Source organism: Xenophilus sp. (assembly GCF_044462705.1).
Classification (GTDB): Bacteria; Pseudomonadota; Gammaproteobacteria; order Burkholderiales; family Burkholderiaceae_C; genus Xenophilus; species Xenophilus azovorans.
Map to the genome: position 1 here is coordinate 67,716 of NZ_JBIQNC010000001.1, position 15,221 is coordinate 82,936.

23 protein-coding genes are annotated in these 15,221 nt (G+C 63.0%); all 23 read right to left on the bottom strand.

Translation table 11 applies throughout. The features are described 5' to 3' along the window. Positions 1-17: 17 nt before the first annotated feature. Positions 18-1,337, bottom strand: coding sequence for a phage major capsid protein (locus ACIY1X_RS00350; protein ID WP_399677146.1), 1,320 nt, complete (start codon positions 1,335-1,337; stop codon positions 18-20). A 66-nt stretch (positions 1,338-1,403) separates the two neighbouring features. After that, positions 1,404-2,096, bottom strand: coding sequence for an HK97 family phage prohead protease (locus ACIY1X_RS00355; RefSeq protein ID WP_399677147.1), 693 nt, complete (start codon positions 2,094-2,096; stop codon positions 1,404-1,406). Beyond that, entirely contained in the window at positions 2,068-3,315 is a 1,248-nt protein-coding gene (locus tag ACIY1X_RS00360; protein WP_399677149.1) for a phage portal protein, read from the bottom strand. The genes ACIY1X_RS00355 and ACIY1X_RS00360 overlap by 29 nt, the downstream gene beginning before the upstream one ends. Then, on the bottom strand, positions 3,312-4,970 hold the full coding sequence (locus ACIY1X_RS00365; protein WP_399677151.1) for a terminase large subunit: 1,659 nt from the start codon (positions 4,968-4,970) through the stop codon (positions 3,312-3,314). The genes ACIY1X_RS00360 and ACIY1X_RS00365 overlap by 4 nt, the downstream gene beginning before the upstream one ends. Next, complete coding sequence (locus ACIY1X_RS00370; RefSeq protein ID WP_399677152.1) at positions 4,970-5,215, bottom strand: hypothetical protein; 246 nt, start codon at positions 5,213-5,215, stop codon at positions 4,970-4,972. The genes ACIY1X_RS00365 and ACIY1X_RS00370 overlap by 1 nt, the downstream gene beginning before the upstream one ends. Before the next feature lie 228 nt (positions 5,216-5,443). Next, positions 5,444-5,770: an HNH endonuclease gene (locus ACIY1X_RS00375; RefSeq protein ID WP_399677154.1), complete on the bottom strand. Its 327-nt coding sequence runs from the start codon at positions 5,768-5,770 to the stop codon at positions 5,444-5,446. A gap of 9 nt (positions 5,771-5,779) precedes the next feature. Then, on the bottom strand, positions 5,780-5,983 hold the full coding sequence (locus ACIY1X_RS00380) for a hypothetical protein (RefSeq protein WP_399677155.1): 204 nt from the start codon (positions 5,981-5,983) through the stop codon (positions 5,780-5,782). Next, entirely contained in the window at positions 5,980-6,225 is a 246-nt protein-coding gene (locus tag ACIY1X_RS00385) for a hypothetical protein (protein WP_399677157.1), read from the bottom strand. The genes ACIY1X_RS00380 and ACIY1X_RS00385 overlap by 4 nt, the downstream gene beginning before the upstream one ends. A gap of 925 nt (positions 6,226-7,150) precedes the next feature. Beyond that, the gene (locus tag ACIY1X_RS00390) at positions 7,151-7,444 is read right to left on the bottom strand and encodes a hypothetical protein (protein WP_399677158.1); all 294 of its coding nucleotides are present in this window, start codon (positions 7,442-7,444) and stop codon (positions 7,151-7,153) included. Between the two features lie 167 nt (positions 7,445-7,611). Beyond that, positions 7,612-7,995: a hypothetical protein gene (locus tag ACIY1X_RS00395; RefSeq protein WP_399677160.1), complete on the bottom strand. Its 384-nt coding sequence runs from the start codon at positions 7,993-7,995 to the stop codon at positions 7,612-7,614. A gap of 16 nt (positions 7,996-8,011) precedes the next feature. After that, the gene (locus ACIY1X_RS00400) at positions 8,012-8,197 is read right to left on the bottom strand and encodes a hypothetical protein (protein WP_399677162.1); all 186 of its coding nucleotides are present in this window, start codon (positions 8,195-8,197) and stop codon (positions 8,012-8,014) included. After that, positions 8,191-8,433 (bottom strand): hypothetical protein, encoded by a 243-nt coding sequence (locus ACIY1X_RS00405; RefSeq protein ID WP_399677164.1) that lies wholly within the window; start codon positions 8,431-8,433, stop codon positions 8,191-8,193. The genes ACIY1X_RS00400 and ACIY1X_RS00405 overlap by 7 nt, the downstream gene beginning before the upstream one ends. Continuing rightward, positions 8,430-8,696, bottom strand: a complete 267-nt coding sequence (locus ACIY1X_RS00410; protein WP_399677165.1) for a hypothetical protein — start codon at positions 8,694-8,696, stop codon at positions 8,430-8,432. Before ACIY1X_RS00410 ends, ACIY1X_RS00405 begins: the two co-directional genes overlap by 4 nt. A gap of 410 nt (positions 8,697-9,106) precedes the next feature. Next, positions 9,107-9,391: a hypothetical protein gene (locus tag ACIY1X_RS00415; RefSeq protein WP_399677166.1), complete on the bottom strand. Its 285-nt coding sequence runs from the start codon at positions 9,389-9,391 to the stop codon at positions 9,107-9,109. Then, complete coding sequence (locus ACIY1X_RS00420) at positions 9,378-9,746, bottom strand: hypothetical protein (RefSeq protein WP_399677168.1); 369 nt, start codon at positions 9,744-9,746, stop codon at positions 9,378-9,380. Before ACIY1X_RS00420 ends, ACIY1X_RS00415 begins: the two co-directional genes overlap by 14 nt. Continuing rightward, the gene (locus tag ACIY1X_RS00425) at positions 9,743-10,057 is read right to left on the bottom strand and encodes a DUF4031 domain-containing protein (RefSeq protein WP_399677170.1); all 315 of its coding nucleotides are present in this window, start codon (positions 10,055-10,057) and stop codon (positions 9,743-9,745) included. The genes ACIY1X_RS00420 and ACIY1X_RS00425 overlap by 4 nt, the downstream gene beginning before the upstream one ends. Next, positions 10,054-10,506, bottom strand: a complete 453-nt coding sequence (locus ACIY1X_RS00430) for a hypothetical protein (protein WP_399677172.1) — start codon at positions 10,504-10,506, stop codon at positions 10,054-10,056. Before ACIY1X_RS00430 ends, ACIY1X_RS00425 begins: the two co-directional genes overlap by 4 nt. Beyond that, positions 10,503-10,796, bottom strand: a complete 294-nt coding sequence (locus ACIY1X_RS00435) for a DUF4406 domain-containing protein (RefSeq protein WP_399677173.1) — start codon at positions 10,794-10,796, stop codon at positions 10,503-10,505. The genes ACIY1X_RS00430 and ACIY1X_RS00435 overlap by 4 nt, the downstream gene beginning before the upstream one ends. Continuing rightward, entirely contained in the window at positions 10,793-10,996 is a 204-nt protein-coding gene (locus tag ACIY1X_RS00440; RefSeq protein WP_399677174.1) for a hypothetical protein, read from the bottom strand. The genes ACIY1X_RS00435 and ACIY1X_RS00440 overlap by 4 nt, the downstream gene beginning before the upstream one ends. Positions 10,997-11,481: 485 nt before the next feature. After that, entirely contained in the window at positions 11,482-12,315 is an 834-nt protein-coding gene (locus tag ACIY1X_RS00445) for a toprim domain-containing protein (protein ID WP_399677176.1), read from the bottom strand. Continuing rightward, a complete protein-coding gene (locus tag ACIY1X_RS00450) occupies positions 12,315-12,812 on the bottom strand; it encodes an HNH endonuclease signature motif containing protein (protein WP_399677178.1) in 498 nt (165 codons plus the stop codon). The genes ACIY1X_RS00445 and ACIY1X_RS00450 overlap by 1 nt, the downstream gene beginning before the upstream one ends. Then, positions 12,809-14,287, bottom strand: coding sequence for a DEAD/DEAH box helicase (locus tag ACIY1X_RS00455; RefSeq protein ID WP_399677179.1), 1,479 nt, complete (start codon positions 14,285-14,287; stop codon positions 12,809-12,811). Before ACIY1X_RS00455 ends, ACIY1X_RS00450 begins: the two co-directional genes overlap by 4 nt. Beyond that, positions 14,284-15,153, bottom strand: coding sequence for a hypothetical protein (locus tag ACIY1X_RS00460; protein ID WP_399677181.1), 870 nt, complete (start codon positions 15,151-15,153; stop codon positions 14,284-14,286). The genes ACIY1X_RS00455 and ACIY1X_RS00460 overlap by 4 nt, the downstream gene beginning before the upstream one ends. Between the last annotated feature and the right edge of the window lie 68 nt (positions 15,154-15,221).

Consider the following 15,221-nt stretch of genomic DNA (forward strand, 5'->3'; position numbering starts at 1 on the left):
CCTTTCCTTCGTGCTGATTAGGAGCTTGCGAAGCGGAGGAACTTCACCGCCTCGAAGTTGATGGCGCCGCCGCCGGTGCGCTTCGTGGAATAGAAGCGGATGTACGGCTTGGCGGTGTACGGGTCGCGCAGGGTGCGCACACCGATGCGATCCACGATGGTGTAGGCCTCCTTGAAGTCGCCGAAGGCCAGCGACAGCGAGTTGGAGCCCAGCGACGGCATGAACTGGTCGATGCGCACCGGGTAGCCCAGCAGGCGGTCAGGCTGGCCAGCTTGAAGGCCCGGCTCCCACAGGTAGGTGTCGTCCGTGGTGCCGCGCTTCATCTTGCGAATCAGCGTGCGCACCTCGCGGCGCATCACGAATGCCGCGCCTTGCAGGTACTGGTCCTTGAACGCACCGATCAGATCCTGAATGGGATCAGCCTTGGTCGTGTGGAACGCGCCGCTCGCACCGGTATTGATGTGCTCGAAGGTGCCCCAGGGGCGGGTGTCGTCGGTCGTCGCAGCGGTGGGGTACGAAGCCAGTCCGCGAGGTTGACCCACGCCATTGCCGTTCCAGAAGGCGTTGCCCTCGATGCGGGCGAACTTATCCGCGACCTTGTCGGCGAGCCAGGCTTCCACGTCGGTGGCCGCATCGTCGATCAGCTTCTGCGTCACCTTGGGCTGGGCGTACATCTCGTGCGCCTCGATGCGGTACTTACCGACTTGCGGCGTGTCCGTGTCGTTGCGCGTGCCGATTTCCGAGACCCAGCCAGCATCAGCTTCGTCGTTGTCCACGATGCCTTCCAGCGAGTCGGTGGAGATCGATTGCACCGACGCGATCTGCCGCATGATCGACTGCTCCCACACGCGCTTGACCATGCGGCCCACAGTCGGAGCGGGCAGCAGATAGCCACCGTCCGGGTCCGAGCCCGCCGACATGGCCTTGCGCTCATCAGCCGACAGGCGCTCGATGTCGCCGTGACGGATGAGGCTGAAGAATGCGCTCTTGTACTGGGCGTATGCGTCGGCAGACACATCGGCAGGCACCGGACGACCCTTGCTCTGGAAGTCGGCGCGCAGCATGGCGTTCCACGACTTGCACTCTTCTTCCAGCTTCGCCTTCTCTTCGCCGGAGTTGCCCGGCCGCTGGGAAGCGGTGACGAACTTGTCGAACTCGGCCTTCAGCTCGGCGAGTTGGTCCATGTCCGCGCTGATCTTGGCGAGCTTGGTTTCGAGGTCAGCCACAGCCTTCCCGTCCGCCTTCGCCTTGACCAGTTCGTCATTGGTCTTCTTGAACTCTTCCCATGCCTGACCTTGCTTCTCGATCAGGCTCTTGATTTCGATGATTTCGCTCATCTTCGGTCCTTTCGGAAATGAAAAAGCCGCCTCGGTGGGCGGCTGGTTGCGGGTGACGCTGTTGAATCAGCGCGGGATGTGCTGCTCTCGCCCTCTGAGGGCTTCGACCAGCTCTTGCAGCCCGCCAGAATCACTCCGACTGAGGCTCTTGATCCGCGACACGAGTGCCACGGCGGCGCTCTTGGACAGGCCGCCTGACTCTCTCAGGTAGCGCTCAGCGTCCGCCAGCGTTTCAATGGCGTCGATGGACTTCACAGCCTCGACGCGCGCTTTTCCGTTCGCCGGCCGCGTGACCAGCGACACTTCGATCAGGTCGATCCGCTTCAGCCGGCGCTTGGGGTCTTCCGGCCTGCTGCGGGGCTCCCACTCCTTGGCGATGTATCCGATGGACATGCCGTCGATGGCCGGGCGGGGGCTCATCTTCATCAGGGCATGCATCTCGCGTCCGCGAGGCGTGTCCGCTAGTTGCCCCGAAACCTTCAGCCCATGCCCGTCTTCGCTGAAGTCGGTCCAAACGCCGATAGGGGTCATGTCCTCCGCGCTCATCTGCCAGCCGCCATGCTGCGACAGCATCGCCGGCCACGGCTGACTCCCGCTCTTCACGTCCGACAGGAACTTGGAGAAGGCCCCCGGCTCGATCACGTCCCCATGGGCATCCACGTTGCCGAACACGGCCCCATAGCCGGTGAAGCTCATGTTCTGGGCGCCTTCGCCCGGATCGAACTTCACCTCATGCAGGTTGCAGATCAGACTCTCCATCGTCGCCTTCCTTCGGCTTGTCGCCGGCTACATTCGTCGGCTTCGGCAACACAGCCGCCTCGCCTCCCATCGGGTTCAACTCTTCCAAAGCCCGAATCTCGTCTTGCGTCATCCAGCCAGGAGCGCCACCAGCGCCCAGGGCCTTCGCGTAATACTCGGCGCGGTCCTTGTGCGACCCACGCATCAGGCCCGCCGCGTTGAACTTGATGAAGTAGCCCTGTTCCCGTTCACGCTCGGTCAGCAGTTGGCATTCCCCGGACTGCTCAATGCGCGTGTACCAAGGCGCCAGCGTATGGACCACATGCGCGAGAAACATCGATTCGGCGCTGGCGTAGGTGGCGGTCTTGTCCGAGTACCCCACCATGATCGGCATGACACGAAACGCCCGGCAAATCTCCTCGACTTGCTGCTTTCTCGTCTCCAGCAACTGGGCATCCACCGCCGTCATGCTGGTAGGCGTGTACTTCGCCCCACGATCCAGCAGCTTCGTGCGACCAACGTTCTGCGGGCCGTCGAAGTTCTTGTCGATCCACTCCCTGAGCGCCTTGTACTGGTCCGGGTTGAGCTTGTCTTCGACCGAATAGAGGCCGGACATGGAGGCCCCGGATTTCGTCATCCTGGCCTGGGATTCCTCGGTTGCCATCGCCAGCCCAATCGATTCCCTGGCCAGCTTCACCACGTCCATTCCGCAGACACCATCCCAGCTCGGCCCGCGCCAGTGCCAGATCGCCTCCTGCGGGAAATCCTGGCTCTGCCCGTTCGGCGCCTGGAGCCTGTACGTCAGCCGATAGTCGTTCTCCTGCTTGATCGTGACGTTGGCCGGGGCGAAGGGGATGATCTCCCGCACCTCGCCGCGGACGCGGTTCACGAAGGACACCGCATCCCCCGTCAAAACCGCGTGCAGCGCCATCGTCTCTCGCAAGTCGAAGCTGGTCATCCAGCTATTCGGCCGGCGATGCAAGATCGAGTACAGCGGATGATCCGTGGCCGGCGCCATCTTCTCGCCGTCTGCCCGGTAGAGCTTGAACGGGACCTGGGCGATACCCTCCGAGATCACCCGGGCACAAGCCAGCACCACCGACACCTCCAGGGCCGACTTGTGGCTGACCGACGCCCCGCTTTTCGTCGCCATCCAGCCGTACAGCAGCCGGAAGAGATCGAGCGAGTGGCGAATCGAGCCATCCTCGTTCGACTTTCGGCTGAAAGGCCAGAGTTTCATGCGGTTTCCCAGAACGACTTCCCGATTCCCTCGGGATTCAGCGACATCAGCGTCACCGCGTTGAATGTGGCCATCAGCGGATCGATCTTGGCCGTGCCGGCCGCTTGCTTCGTGATCACGATGGCGTTCCCTTTCGGCTCGACCCTTGCGTTTCCGACGCACCAGGCCATGAGCGGGCTGCCGGAGTGGATCAGTCCACCCTCGGCCAGCTTGCGCTCCGTTGTCTTGATCGCCCCCGTGAGCTTCCAGCCCTGCGAGATGCCGATGACCTTCTCTTGTGGGACGCCCGCATCTACCAGGGCCTCAACGATTCCGCCCAGGCCCGCAGGGTCACAACCCACCTTGTCCAGCAGGCCAGCCTCTTCGACTCGGCCCACGATCTCAGCGACTTCCAGAACGTCATCCCCGATCTCCTGAACGATGGTCAGGTCACCGTCCTTCTCGAAGTCGCGGAACCTCGCCGCCTCTGATTTCCGGCGCTCCAGCACGGACGGGTGCGCCCAGGCGTGCGCCCACAAGTACCATTTCCCTGACACCTTGTGCCGGCCGATCAGGGCTAGGGCGAGCAAGTCGTCCAGCCCGCCGCCGTCAACTCCGGCGTCGATGACCTCGCAGTTCTCCAGCAGCCAATCGACAGAGATTGCGGGCTCCAGGCCCTGCTGCTCCCAGAAATCCGCCCCCACCCAGCGGTCGGACCGGAGGTTCAGGCCGATTTCGATATTTCCGTGCTTCGCCAGGAAACCACGGAGGGACTGTTCGCCCTCCTGCTCGGCTTTCTCAAACTCCCGACGGAGGTGCTCTTCATCCACCGATGCCCCGAAATTCGGGTTCACCAGGGCCAGGTTCTCCAGCTTCAGGTGCTCACCGCTCTCCACCATCTCCGGCGGGTGCTCGTACAGCACCGGCAGGGAGGTCGGATCGATGATCTTGCCGTCCCGGATGTCCCGCATCCGCTGCAGATCGGCCTTGAACACCCCGCTCGGCGGCTCGTCCGACTGCGTGCTCAGCTTGATGACGATGCCCTCGGGACGGGACGTAAGCCCCCCAGTGGCCTCCCGGAACATCGCCTCGGACTTCTCCTTCTTTCCGAACAGCCATTCCTCGTCGATCAAGACCCAACTGGCCTTGTTGCCGCCCACGGTATCGCTGTCCGCCGCCAGGACGGTCAGCGTGGCGTTCGTCGTTCGGTGCGTGATCTTCCGGTAGTGGTCCTGAACCTGAAACAGGTCATTCAGCTCGTCGTCGGCCTTGATCATGTCCCTGGCCGGCGCGAAAGCGTTGTTCGCGATCTTGATCGTGGGCGCCAGGATGATCATCTCGGCCGACTGCCGCCAGTTCAGGATCATCGCCGTGACCATGATCCCGGCCGCCAGGGTCGATTTGCTGTTCTTTTTCGGGATGAGCATCAGCACTTCCCGAAGAAGTCGCCGGCCCGTCTCCGCGTCATAGGCCCCGAAAATGGCAGCCACGAAGTCAAACACCCACTTCTTGCTCGCCTCGCCGAAGGTCGGGCTGCCCGGTGCGTCCACGATCCGCAGCTGCTTGAAGATCGCGAGAGCCTGCGCCGCCTGGTCCGGAAACAACGGAGCAGGGATGATCGATTCACCCGCCCGCAGCCGAGCCGCCCAATCAGGGCAGGCGGTAGACCACTCCATCAAACCTTCTTGCCACCCGCTGCAACCAGCTTCGGCGGCGCTGCCGCTGCGAACCGGCTGGCCACCTGCTTCGCCTTGGCCGCTTGGTCGTCCTTCTTGCCGCCCTCACCCTTCTTCATGTGGACGAACGGCATCAGCGCCTTCGCAGCGTCAACGCGCAGCTTGGCATCCGACCCAGAGTCATTCATCACGGCCCGCAGGAACTTCTCCGGGTCGTCATAGATGGCCCCGAGGTGCAAAACCACCGGTTCCTTGGGCTTCCGACCCGCTCCCGGGCGCGCTCCGCCCGAATTCGGACGAGGACCACCACTCCTACCCTTCACACCGGCCATTTGCTGATTACCCTCCAGGGGCGATTGATTCTGCGAATGAGGAACCGGGCGGTTTCCCTCGACTTTGACCCGGGAAGATTTGACCCACCCCCCTGCCTCGATGCCCCCGCCGGCCCACCAGAGCCCGCAGGCGCCGCGATCTCAGTCTGCTCCACCTCGCGCCCTGGCCTCAGCTTCGCGCGCCGTCTTGGCCTTGTGGCATGGATCGGTGCACAGGGGCTGCAGGTTGGACTCGTCGTTGCTGCCGCCCTGCTCCCGCGGCACCTTGTGGTCGCACTCCCATTGCCTAGGCAGCAGCACCCGGCCGCACCCAGCGCATCGGTATCCGTGCCGCAGTGCAACACGCTCCCTCTTCTCCATCCAGGCTCGGCCGCGCTCCATCTGGGTGGCGCCTGCCTTGGTGTCCAGCACCTTCACCTTGTTGATGTTCAGGGTCTGGAGCCTGGGCTTGAGGGTGGCGAGGGCCATCAGGATCAGTTAGCGAGCACTTTCACCCAGCAACCCAAACGCCTCACGCACGGCTTCAAGCGAGAACAGGTGGGCATTGCCTGGATCGCTGATCTTGGCGAAGGTGCGGCGGGCGTCCTCGGACATCTGCGCCCTGCTCTGCACCTCACCCACCAGAGCAGCCTTGCAGCCTCCACCTTGGGGGAGACTGGCGATCTTGGTGAGGTTGTTCATGACTGCCTTCCGTAGCAATGGAAGAGGCACGGCACGGGGCTGCCCGCGAAGATCGGATGGATGGCGCGAAACCGAATGCGCCTTTCAGCCACCGTGCCCTTGGCCGTCACCGTCAGGGGCTCTGCGTGTACTTTGACCCAGTTCGCCGAAGTGTTGACCTCCAGCACGCGCCGCACTTCCTCGCCCGAGTCCACGTCGTAAACACGGGTGCCGCGAGCCACGTTGTGCAGACCGAACCGCATCACCGCACCTCCAACCGGATCGCCCGCTTCGCCACCCGCATGACCTTCTCCTGGTCAGGCTGCGCGCCCGTCAGCCACGCGGTCAGGACTACGCCGTACAGATAGAGCCGAAGCCACCACGCAACCGACGCATGGACGCTGACCGATATCGGAGCGCCCATCAGTACATCCCGGCGCACAGCGGCGGCACATCGAAGCCGTAGAGGAGATTCCAGCCGTAGTACACCATCGTGGGCTCCAAAAGAAAAAGCCCACCAATCCAAGGACTGGCAGGCAAGGCGCCCTGCAAAGTGGGCGAGGAGACGGGTTGAGGGCGGTTGGGATAACCCGACCCTGCACAGGTTGACGTGCTTGACCCTCACGGCTGCGGACTGCTTCTTGAGGCTGGCTCTCTCGGCTCAACACCCGTAGTGCCTGCACCCGGCGAAATCCCCGGGACAAATCCGCATGCGTGAAGGCGCCGGTTTTGTTTGAGCGCCGTCATCGCGCCCGTCCAGCCTCCCGGCAACTGGTTCTGGTGGACCGCGTCGGTATCGAACCGACCAAGGATGGCTTGCAGGGCCTTCCTGCGCCCCTGCGCGCAGCCCGAAAAGGTTGCCGGGCTTCCACCGGCTGCGGGAAGAGCTGGTTAGGCCCGGCACAGCCATCCAGTGTTATCACTGGCGTCTGCGGTCCCTCTTGGCCCCACCACAGGGCCAGACTCAGCGCGCCCTTCTCCGGCGCTGGATGACGACCGGCCGATCAGGCTTGAGCATCATCCGAACCATGAACCTCACGTCTCGGTAGACACGTGGGCCTTGAAACTTCTGGCGCCGCCTGCGCTTTCTCATGTTCATGACGGCTGCTCAGTAGATGGCCGGGGCAAGGCCTATGCAGGAGAGTGCAGATGGTGGTCGATGACCTGCCCCGGCGCAAACGAGAGGAGCTACTTGCGCTCCAGATCCTTTCCAAACCGAGCCGCAACAATGGCGCGGCCGACAGCTAAGCGCGGGGTCAACCCCTCGATCCAGGGGCCGGGAGGCAGGCCACCAGGCCGACCAACCACCACCGCGCACCACATCCAGTCCTTGCCCGGCATCGGAGCGACTTGGATGGCGTGCCGTTCAAGCACTTTGTCCATGGTCGGCCAAGCAGCGAGGTAAGACGCTTCAGCTGGATCGCCCAATGCCTTCGCGATCAGGCTTTCCAGCTCACGGCCGCTGAGTTCGGAGACGCTCATCTGGCGATTCTCGCAGCCCATGAACGGAAAAGCCCCCGCAATGGAGGGCTCAGCTACTGAGCTTTACCGACGGCTCGGCCTCCATTCATGGACGGGCTTGCCTTATGCGGTCACGCTCACAAGTTGCCCGGTTTGTACCAGAAAACTTGCGGTGCAACAAGGGGTATTCATACAGACCGATTCAGCAGCATCTGCCGGGCGTCCCGGACCAGCGTGAACAAGCCCTCCTGGGTGACACCGATGGCCTGGCACGCCCTGGTCGGGCTCACCGGCTTGACGTAGTGCCAGTTGATCGCAGACCGATGCCCTTGAGGCAGCGCAGCGACCGCCTTTGCGATCTTGGCCGCGTCCATCCGGTCCACCACGGCGCCAGCTGTCTGGTAGGCCATGTCGCCACGGACCCGGGGCGGCGGCGGGACCATGCGGAACATGGGTGAGGTCATCGGCACCGTCGTTCCTCGGCACCAGCGCGCCCAATTCATCAGCCTGGCATCGATCTCCCGTTGGTGCGGCTCGACCTGATGGAAATCGACGTAGTTCTTCACCTTCATCAGCATGCGTCCTCCCTCAACCGTTCAAATCTTGGGCTTTGTGGTACTGGACAAGCGCCTCGCGGACGGTTCGCCAGCCTTTGATCTGAATGAGGCACTTCCAAGCGAGGTGACTGAGAAGCAGCCCGACTCCCAGCAGCGCACAGAGCGCGCCGAGAAACCAGATTGCGTAGACGGTGCCGGTGGCGATGGTGTTCAGCATCCCTGCTCCTTGTCTCTGGCGCGGATGGCGGCAGCGATGTCCTTCACAACCGTAGACACGCTCGGGGTCCATTCCGCGATCCGAGCGCATTCCTCCCTCTCCGCCCTCTGCCCTGCGGCGTAGGCCTCCCAACGATCCTCGACCGCCGAGGACCAATAGGTGCCCGACGCATCGCGCTTGGTGGGCAAGCCCTTGCCGGCAGCCCACGCCTCGAACTCCTCGCGCATCGTGCTCACTGCCCACCTCCCACCGCCCCAAGGGCGAAGACGCTGTTCACCTTGCCCGATGGCGCAGGAACGCTCCATTTCGCGTACTTGGCCCGGCCTTGGTCGGTCAGGGAGAACTGCGACGGCCGCTGCTTCACCATGCCCCGCGTGCGCATGTAGGCCAGTTGCTTCTGGACTTCCTTCACGTCACGCTTGAGCAGGTTCGCTACCTGTTGAGCACTGAGGTTGCCATCCATCGCAAGCAACTCGGCGATCTCGTGTACCTTGGTCATGTTTTTCCAGCGCCTCGAAATTCCTAAATCAAAGCTACAGCCGGGTGACTGGTAGCAGTCATCTTCTCCAGCCTGTCCGCCCATCTGTCGGTGCAGGCCCAAGTGCCCATGAGGCGCACATTCGCTCGGAACTGCTGCTTCGGCTCGTCACATTCAGCATTCCCTTGCTCCGGTCCCTGTGCGAAGGCCGGTTTGGCAAGCGTTCGGGTATTGCGCCGCCAGTGTTTCGTGAGTGCAGCCCATGCAGGCCCGTTTGCTATGCCATCGGCGCTCTGACCGAGGACGCGAATCGCGTCTGCTAAGTGGCATTTCCGAAGATAAGACGAAACAGCACAGGAGGAAAATGCTGAGGCACGCGAATGATTTTTAGGAAATTCGATCATGCAAAGAAGTTCCGTGATTGCTGGACTTCAAGCCAGCACCAGCCGGCCAGACTCGATCAGCCGAACCAGAGTCCGGGCGATCATGGTTTGCTGAAATTCCCGGCGCTCGGCCTTGTCCATCGACCGTCCCTGATCCAACTCACGGTGACAGTCGGCGCACAGGGCCATCAGGGCAGCGTCTGACGCCTTCATGCCTCTGCCCTTGCCGTACTCCAAGAGATTCGCGTGAGCGGCCTGCGTAGCCCCTTCCCGGCCGCAATGGGCGCAAGGGAGATCAGCCACGGCGCGACGGAGCTTTTCAGAGCGGAACATCGCCCACCTCCACAATGACCGCGCCTGGCTTCGCCCCATACTCACGCCGGATCGTGATGGGATCGAATTGATAGTCGTTGATGCCCAAGGCGTCCGCGATCCCGTCAAGGCTCGGCTTCATGGCGGCCAATAGGTTGTCCCGGTCACGTTGGCGCCGGTCAGGCTGCACGAACGTGATGCGCAGTGGCACCGGCACACCGACCTCGTAGGAGGGACCATTGCGGCTTGCCTGATGGGTCAGCGCCCAAGCATCGCGCCGGGCCTTCCCCCTCACATGGTGGACCGCCGCCCAATGCCGCCCCTTCGACCGATTGGGGTTCAGCCGCGCGTCGGGCCAGGGGAGTTCGATCCTCATGCCGCCTCGCGATAGTGCAGGTCAACGTCGCGCGCAGCAGCCCTGGCTTTGATGTCGCCAATGCAGCGCCGAGCAACCTCTGGAGCATCCCGCCATCTGATTTCTTGCGCGCCCGCCTGCACCGCCAGAGCGCGCTTGCTGAGCGCGATGTCGTAATGAGGCCAGCGCGACTTGTGCGGGTACTGATACCAGCGGCGATCCACTCCGATCTTGTCGGCCATCGCGTGTAGTTCCGCCTCGGTGTCCGCCACCATGTGGCACATCACCATACGGCCGTATTGGGCCTTCATGTCATCGACGTAGACGGTCACGCCCAGCCCTCCACCACCATGTCCATCAGCCGATCCGCCGTGTCCCGATCCATCGTCGGCAAGACGTGCTGCAAAACGGCATCGATGGCCTGGCTGTAGAACTGGTCAAACTCCTCCTGCGGCATCGACTCGTAGCTGATCGAGCGCGGGACCTTGCTGATCTCGCCCGTGGTCGGGTCCACCATCAGGTCGAAGTGCCCGACGCACAGCTTCACGGCGACCAACGCCTTCGGGATCGTGTCGTACACCTCGGAGTTCTCCACGATCAACTGCAGGAGCGCCATGAACTTCCTGTGGTGTTTGCCGTGGCGCGGGCTGGAGAACTCCACCCGGAGCCATTTGCCGGGCTTCATCGTCTCCAGGCGGCGGCGAAACTTGGACCAGGCGTCCTGATCGGCAGGAGTGGCGCCCCGGAGACCGCTCGGGGTACGCAGCAACATAGCTTTCATGCCGGCGCTCCCGACACCACCAACCCCAGTTCCCGGGCGATGCCATGCTCCATCCGCGCGCCTCGCGATCCCTGCCAACCCCGCAGCATGTGGATTTCGTCGCACGTCACGAGCTGAGCGATTGCCAGCCGCATGTAGCCCTCCCACGAGCCACAGCGAGGCACCGGGTTCTCCGCCGGGTTCTCGACGTGGTAGCCCAGCTCCCGAAGCTGGCCGGCCACGCGATGGAACTCGGGATAGTTCAGGTCGGGCATGTTCGACATCGGCCCGGCGATGTAGACACGGTTCATGCCGGCACCCACTCCAGCACAGGAGCCCCGCCGAACTGCGCCTTTGCATCCTCCATGCTCAGCGCCGTCCCGAGACGCTGCCATGACGTCGCGTACCACTCACGCTTGACCATCTGGCCGGTCTTGGCGTCGATGGTCGTGAAGTAGGTTCCGGTGCCCGTGTGGATCGGGCGCAGGACGTTGTAGTAGCCGTTGCTCATCTCACTTCTCCTTGTCGATTGATTCCAAGCCCATCGCCTTCAGAAACCGCACACGAGGCACAGTCACCTCCGCAGGGGCTGGCTTGTGGCGGTCGCAGCGGTGCAAGGCCGACTTGAAACTCCCGGGCGGTGACACCGAGCACAGCCCGAATCCACCCCGAGCCATGTCGCCGTACTTGTCCAACGTCGCAGGCACCTTCAATCTCCAGTTCGCGCATTCCGTACATCTCATCTCCTGTTACCTATAGAACCGCTGTCAGAGCCCCTTCACTGACCCCGAGCGGACAGACCCAGCCTTCCTTGGATGGGCCTTCACATGCATCGACTGACCCGTCGCGTTACATGACCCGGCAGCCGTTCGACGTTCGGGCGCTACCTTCGCCACCCTTACCCCTTCTTCCACGTCTTCCTCACAGTAGGGGGTCTTCCTGCGCCGCTGCCGTTACTTGCTATCCCGACCAGCGCAGTGCTCGATGCGCGTGCGGCTACGTCACACGGACCTCCCGCAGCACACCCCGAATGCCCTGGGCCAGCGCGAACAGGCCGCGCCGAAGATGGAAGTCATTGGCGTCCTCGCCTTGGCGGTCGCTCATCCAGTACGGCCAGCCGATCTCCTGAGCCACGCGCTCACCGGTCCCGCTGGCGTCGTTGTCGGCCAGCACAATCCCACGAGGAAGCCCGGCAGCCACCTTCTTCATATTCCCGGCCGAGAAACACACGTGCAGCGTGTAGCGGGCCTTCAGGTTCTTCATGGCGTGACGGGCGGATAGGGCCGTGGCGAAGCCCTCGCACAAGACATGGGTGCCGTGGTTGTCGAAGACGAACTGCGCGCCGCCGCTGCGCTGGCCGAACAAGAACTTCTTCGATCCGTCCTCTTGGATGAGTTGGCATCCCACAAGCTCGCGGCCGACGTACATCGGCACCACGCACACCAACCCGGAATCGGTCTTCTGGACGTTCACAGGCTCCTCGGGGAAGCCCTTGCTTGTGATGTAGGGGTGGAATGCGAGTTGCGTGCTACGAAGGATCTCTGCGGCCCTCTTCGCCGCCGTCGCTTGCGCCCTGAGCGTCTGCTGATGCGCTTCCTGGGCGATGCGGCTCACTTCCTGATGTGCGATCTTGGAAGCATCGTCAGCACGCCAGACGGATACAGCCGTCATGGTCGAATGCTCTTGGCAGAAGCCGTGGTCACCCATGAACTTGACCGCACCATTTCTCTTGCGAGGGTGCGTCTCGGTGGGCAATCGCACCCAGCGCCCAATCGGCGGTAGCGCCTCCATAAGGATGCCGTGCGCTCTTACGAAGGACACGAAGTCCATTACAGAAGCCTCCCCTCTTGCTGTGCAAAGGCGATCGGGTCTTTGGCGTGCTTACGGCGGTTGCACGTCGGGCAGAGCAACTGCATGTTGTCGTCCACGTTTGAGCCGCCGCTTGCAAGAGCGACGATGTGGTCAAGCTCATAGCGAGCCAGCTTGACCCTGCAGTTTGCGCAACAGCCGCGCTGGAGCTTCAATAGCCGCGACTCGATGTCGTGGCTCAATTGACCTTCAGCTCCAGCCAAGCGCGAACGGCGGTTTTGGTAGTGCCTGCGCACAGCCTCCGGGTTCTGCCTCTTGTATGCCCGTCCGCGCGCGTTGATCCGCTCTTTGTTCTCCGCGTAGTACTCGGCTGCCTTGGCCTTGTACTCCGGCGTTGATCTTTCGCCAGCCTCTTTTTCCGCAAGGTAGCGGTCAGCGAAGTAGGCCTTCAGCCGCTCTCGGTTGGCAGCACGCCAGGCGGCCATGTACTCCCGGCGTTGAATGGCTCGCGTGGTCATGCGGCCCTCTGGCGGCTCTTGGCCCACTTGATGTTGCGGGACCGAATCCAGCGGCCAACCTCGGCGGTTGGCTCCAGGGGCATCACGTCACGGAACTTCGGCTCGACGCCGAACTTCTCTTTGAACTTGTGATAGGCCCAGCCGCGCGCGTAGTTGTGCGCGACCGCATAGCCGAGAAGCTGCGCATACCATTCGCGTTGCTGGGCTTTGGCGGCATTTGCCGCTGCCAACTCTTCCAGCATGCCGGGTACGGCGGTGATGTCGTTCCTGCGCTCCCGGACGTGGCCGCAGCAAGGGCATGTGTCGGTTCCCGAAGGCCACACGTGCGAGCACTTCGGGCACTTCGCCGCTTCCTTCTCTGCCTTGGTCGGCTCGGGCTTCGCTTTCTCCCTGCCTTCGTCCAGCGAATGGATGCCGTTCTCGTACACGTCATCCCACTCATCACGGAACCGAAGGTAGTTGCCGGAGTGATCCAGCCACAGGGCAAATTCCTTGCCCGGGTGCGCTCGCATGACGCGGCCCATTTGCTGGATGTGGGAACTCAGGGACTTGCTGAATGGCCGGGCCGACACGCCGATCATCACGTCCGGCACGTCGAAGCCCTTGGTCAGAATGTCCGTGGCAATCAGGCCATGAATCGAGGAATCGGCCTTGGTGAATTCCTTGATAGCGTCGTCCTTGAAGGAGTCGTCATCACGGTAGGACAGGCTGACGAAGTTGTACCCAGCATCCCCGAACTTCTGCGCTAGGTCGGCACCGTGAGCCACGCCGGAACAGAAAACCACGGTCTTTCTCGGACCGCCGAATACCTCGTGCGTCTTCTTCACCCACTCGGCCACGATGTCGCCGGTGATCTTCAGGCCGCGCTCGGTCACAACATCCGCCGACCACTCGCCAGCAACCTTCTTCGCGCCCTCCATGTCGATCTCTTTGGCGATGAAGACGCGCAGAGGAGCGAGACGCCCGAGGCGCACCAATTCGCCCGTGGTCACACTGGACACGACATTGCTATAGGTCTTGCCGAGTCCCTTGGTAAACGGCGTGGCGCTCAGGCCCACCACGCGCACCTCGGGGTTGTTCTTGATGAACTGGATGGTTTGGGCGCGCGTCTGGTGCGCCTCATCCACAATCAACAGCTTCAGGCCCGGGAAGCTGCCGCGCTTCTCCAGGGTCTGCGCGCTGCAAATCTGGATCGGCTCATAGGGCCGATAGCGCCAGTGGCCCGACTGGATGACGCCGTGGTCGATGCCGTATTTCTGCAACCGGCCACTGGTCTGGTCGCACAGGACAACCCGATCCAGAACCATTGCTGCACGATTCCCACGCGCCTTCGCCGCCTCCAGCAACGCAATAGCCATCTCGGTCTTGCCGGCGCCAGTCGGGGCCACGAGCATTTGGGCGTGATGACCTTCGGCGAACCCAGCGCGCAGCTTCGCCAGGATTCCCTCTTGATAGGTGTAGAGCTGAAGGCTCATGCCGCGGCCCTCGCCTTCTTCAACTCCTTCTCGTTCATCTTGATCTGCTTGCGCAGCTCTGATGCCTCGCGCTGGTAGTGGTCGCGGCTTGAGCGAAGGGCTTCGTTCTCAGCCTCCAGCGTCTTGACTTGCTGGCGAAGATCGGCGATGAGCTGGGCGGCCTCCCTCTTTTCTTCGTCGGACCCCTCCATGACGCCGACGGCCAGGCGCGTGCGCAGTTCCTCGTTCTCGGCCGCCACCTCGGAGATCGTGTGCTGCGCCTCTCTGAGGGCGTCGTCCTCTGGGTCGTAGTTCTCTTCGGGCGCGGCAGGCGGCGCCGAGGGTGCCGGAGCGGGCGCAGGCGCCGGTTTCGTCTTGCCGATGTTCTCGGTCTTCATCACGGCTTCGGTGCCGTGCTTTGTCGTGTAGGTCCGGGCCGTCGGCTTCTCACTTGCGGATTCCGCAAGTGATCGACGAACTTCGCCAACGGTCGAATGGTGAACCCCGCAGTGCTTGGCGATCTGGTTGTCGCTCCACTTGCAAGAGGTTGCATGCTTCAGGGCGCCAGTGACAGCCCGACGCTTGTCGGCATTGGTCCGCCTGAGGCCGTGGCTCCCATTCGCCCCGTAGCTGAACAGTTGCGCGTCAGCCTGGGTGCCTTGCTTCACCTCGGCATGGATCGTGTCCAGCCCGGCGTGCTGCGCGCCAAAGAAGCGATGGAACCCGTCAGCGAGCCAGTAGGAAGCGCCGTCGAAGAAGACGGTGACAGGCGGGAAGTTGTCTCCAGCCAGCATCGCGTCGGCGTACTCCATGTACGTCTCTTCGTGCAGGGCCTCGCGCGACTGGGTGCCGCCGTCCGTCCGGATTTGCTCGATGCTCAGTTCCACTTCCGACCTTCGTAGTCCATCACCCACTTCGCACGCGACCAGCTGCGCTGCCGAAGCAGCCAGTAGCC

Coding starts and splice junctions, on each gene's coding strand:
- ACIY1X_RS00400 (WP_399677162.1), bottom strand. CDS start 8,197: ATGCTGAACACCATCGCCACCGGCACCGTCTACGCAATCTGGTTTCTC.
- ACIY1X_RS00390 (WP_399677158.1), bottom strand. CDS start 7,444: ATGAGCGTCTCCGAACTCAGCGGCCGTGAGCTGGAAAGCCTGATCGCG.
- ACIY1X_RS00450 (WP_399677178.1), bottom strand. CDS start 12,812: ATGACCACGCGAGCCATTCAACGCCGGGAGTACATGGCCGCCTGGCGT.
- ACIY1X_RS00420 (WP_399677168.1), bottom strand. CDS start 9,746: ATGAGGATCGAACTCCCCTGGCCCGACGCGCGGCTGAACCCCAATCGG.
- ACIY1X_RS00430 (WP_399677172.1), bottom strand. CDS start 10,506: ATGAAAGCTATGTTGCTGCGTACCCCGAGCGGTCTCCGGGGCGCCACT.
- ACIY1X_RS00395 (WP_399677160.1), bottom strand. CDS start 7,995: ATGAAGGTGAAGAACTACGTCGATTTCCATCAGGTCGAGCCGCACCAA.
- ACIY1X_RS00445 (WP_399677176.1), bottom strand. CDS start 12,315: ATGGACTTCGTGTCCTTCGTAAGAGCGCACGGCATCCTTATGGAGGCG.
- ACIY1X_RS00360 (WP_399677149.1), bottom strand. CDS start 3,315: ATGAAACTCTGGCCTTTCAGCCGAAAGTCGAACGAGGATGGCTCGATT.
- ACIY1X_RS00440 (WP_399677174.1), bottom strand. CDS start 10,996: ATGAGCAACGGCTACTACAACGTCCTGCGCCCGATCCACACGGGCACC.
- ACIY1X_RS00365 (WP_399677151.1), bottom strand. CDS start 4,970: ATGGAGTGGTCTACCGCCTGCCCTGATTGGGCGGCTCGGCTGCGGGCG.
- ACIY1X_RS00350 (WP_399677146.1), bottom strand. CDS start 1,337: ATGAGCGAAATCATCGAAATCAAGAGCCTGATCGAGAAGCAAGGTCAG.
- ACIY1X_RS00455 (WP_399677179.1), bottom strand. CDS start 14,287: ATGAGCCTTCAGCTCTACACCTATCAAGAGGGAATCCTGGCGAAGCTG.
- ACIY1X_RS00375 (WP_399677154.1), bottom strand. CDS start 5,770: ATGGCCCTCGCCACCCTCAAGCCCAGGCTCCAGACCCTGAACATCAAC.
- ACIY1X_RS00435 (WP_399677173.1), bottom strand. CDS start 10,796: ATGAACCGTGTCTACATCGCCGGGCCGATGTCGAACATGCCCGACCTG.
- ACIY1X_RS00410 (WP_399677165.1), bottom strand. CDS start 8,696: ATGACCAAGGTACACGAGATCGCCGAGTTGCTTGCGATGGATGGCAAC.
- ACIY1X_RS00355 (WP_399677147.1), bottom strand. CDS start 2,096: ATGGAGAGTCTGATCTGCAACCTGCATGAGGTGAAGTTCGATCCGGGC.
- ACIY1X_RS00415 (WP_399677166.1), bottom strand. CDS start 9,391: ATGTTCCGCTCTGAAAAGCTCCGTCGCGCCGTGGCTGATCTCCCTTGC.
- ACIY1X_RS00385 (WP_399677157.1), bottom strand. CDS start 6,225: ATGCGGTTCGGTCTGCACAACGTGGCTCGCGGCACCCGTGTTTACGAC.
- ACIY1X_RS00380 (WP_399677155.1), bottom strand. CDS start 5,983: ATGAACAACCTCACCAAGATCGCCAGTCTCCCCCAAGGTGGAGGCTGC.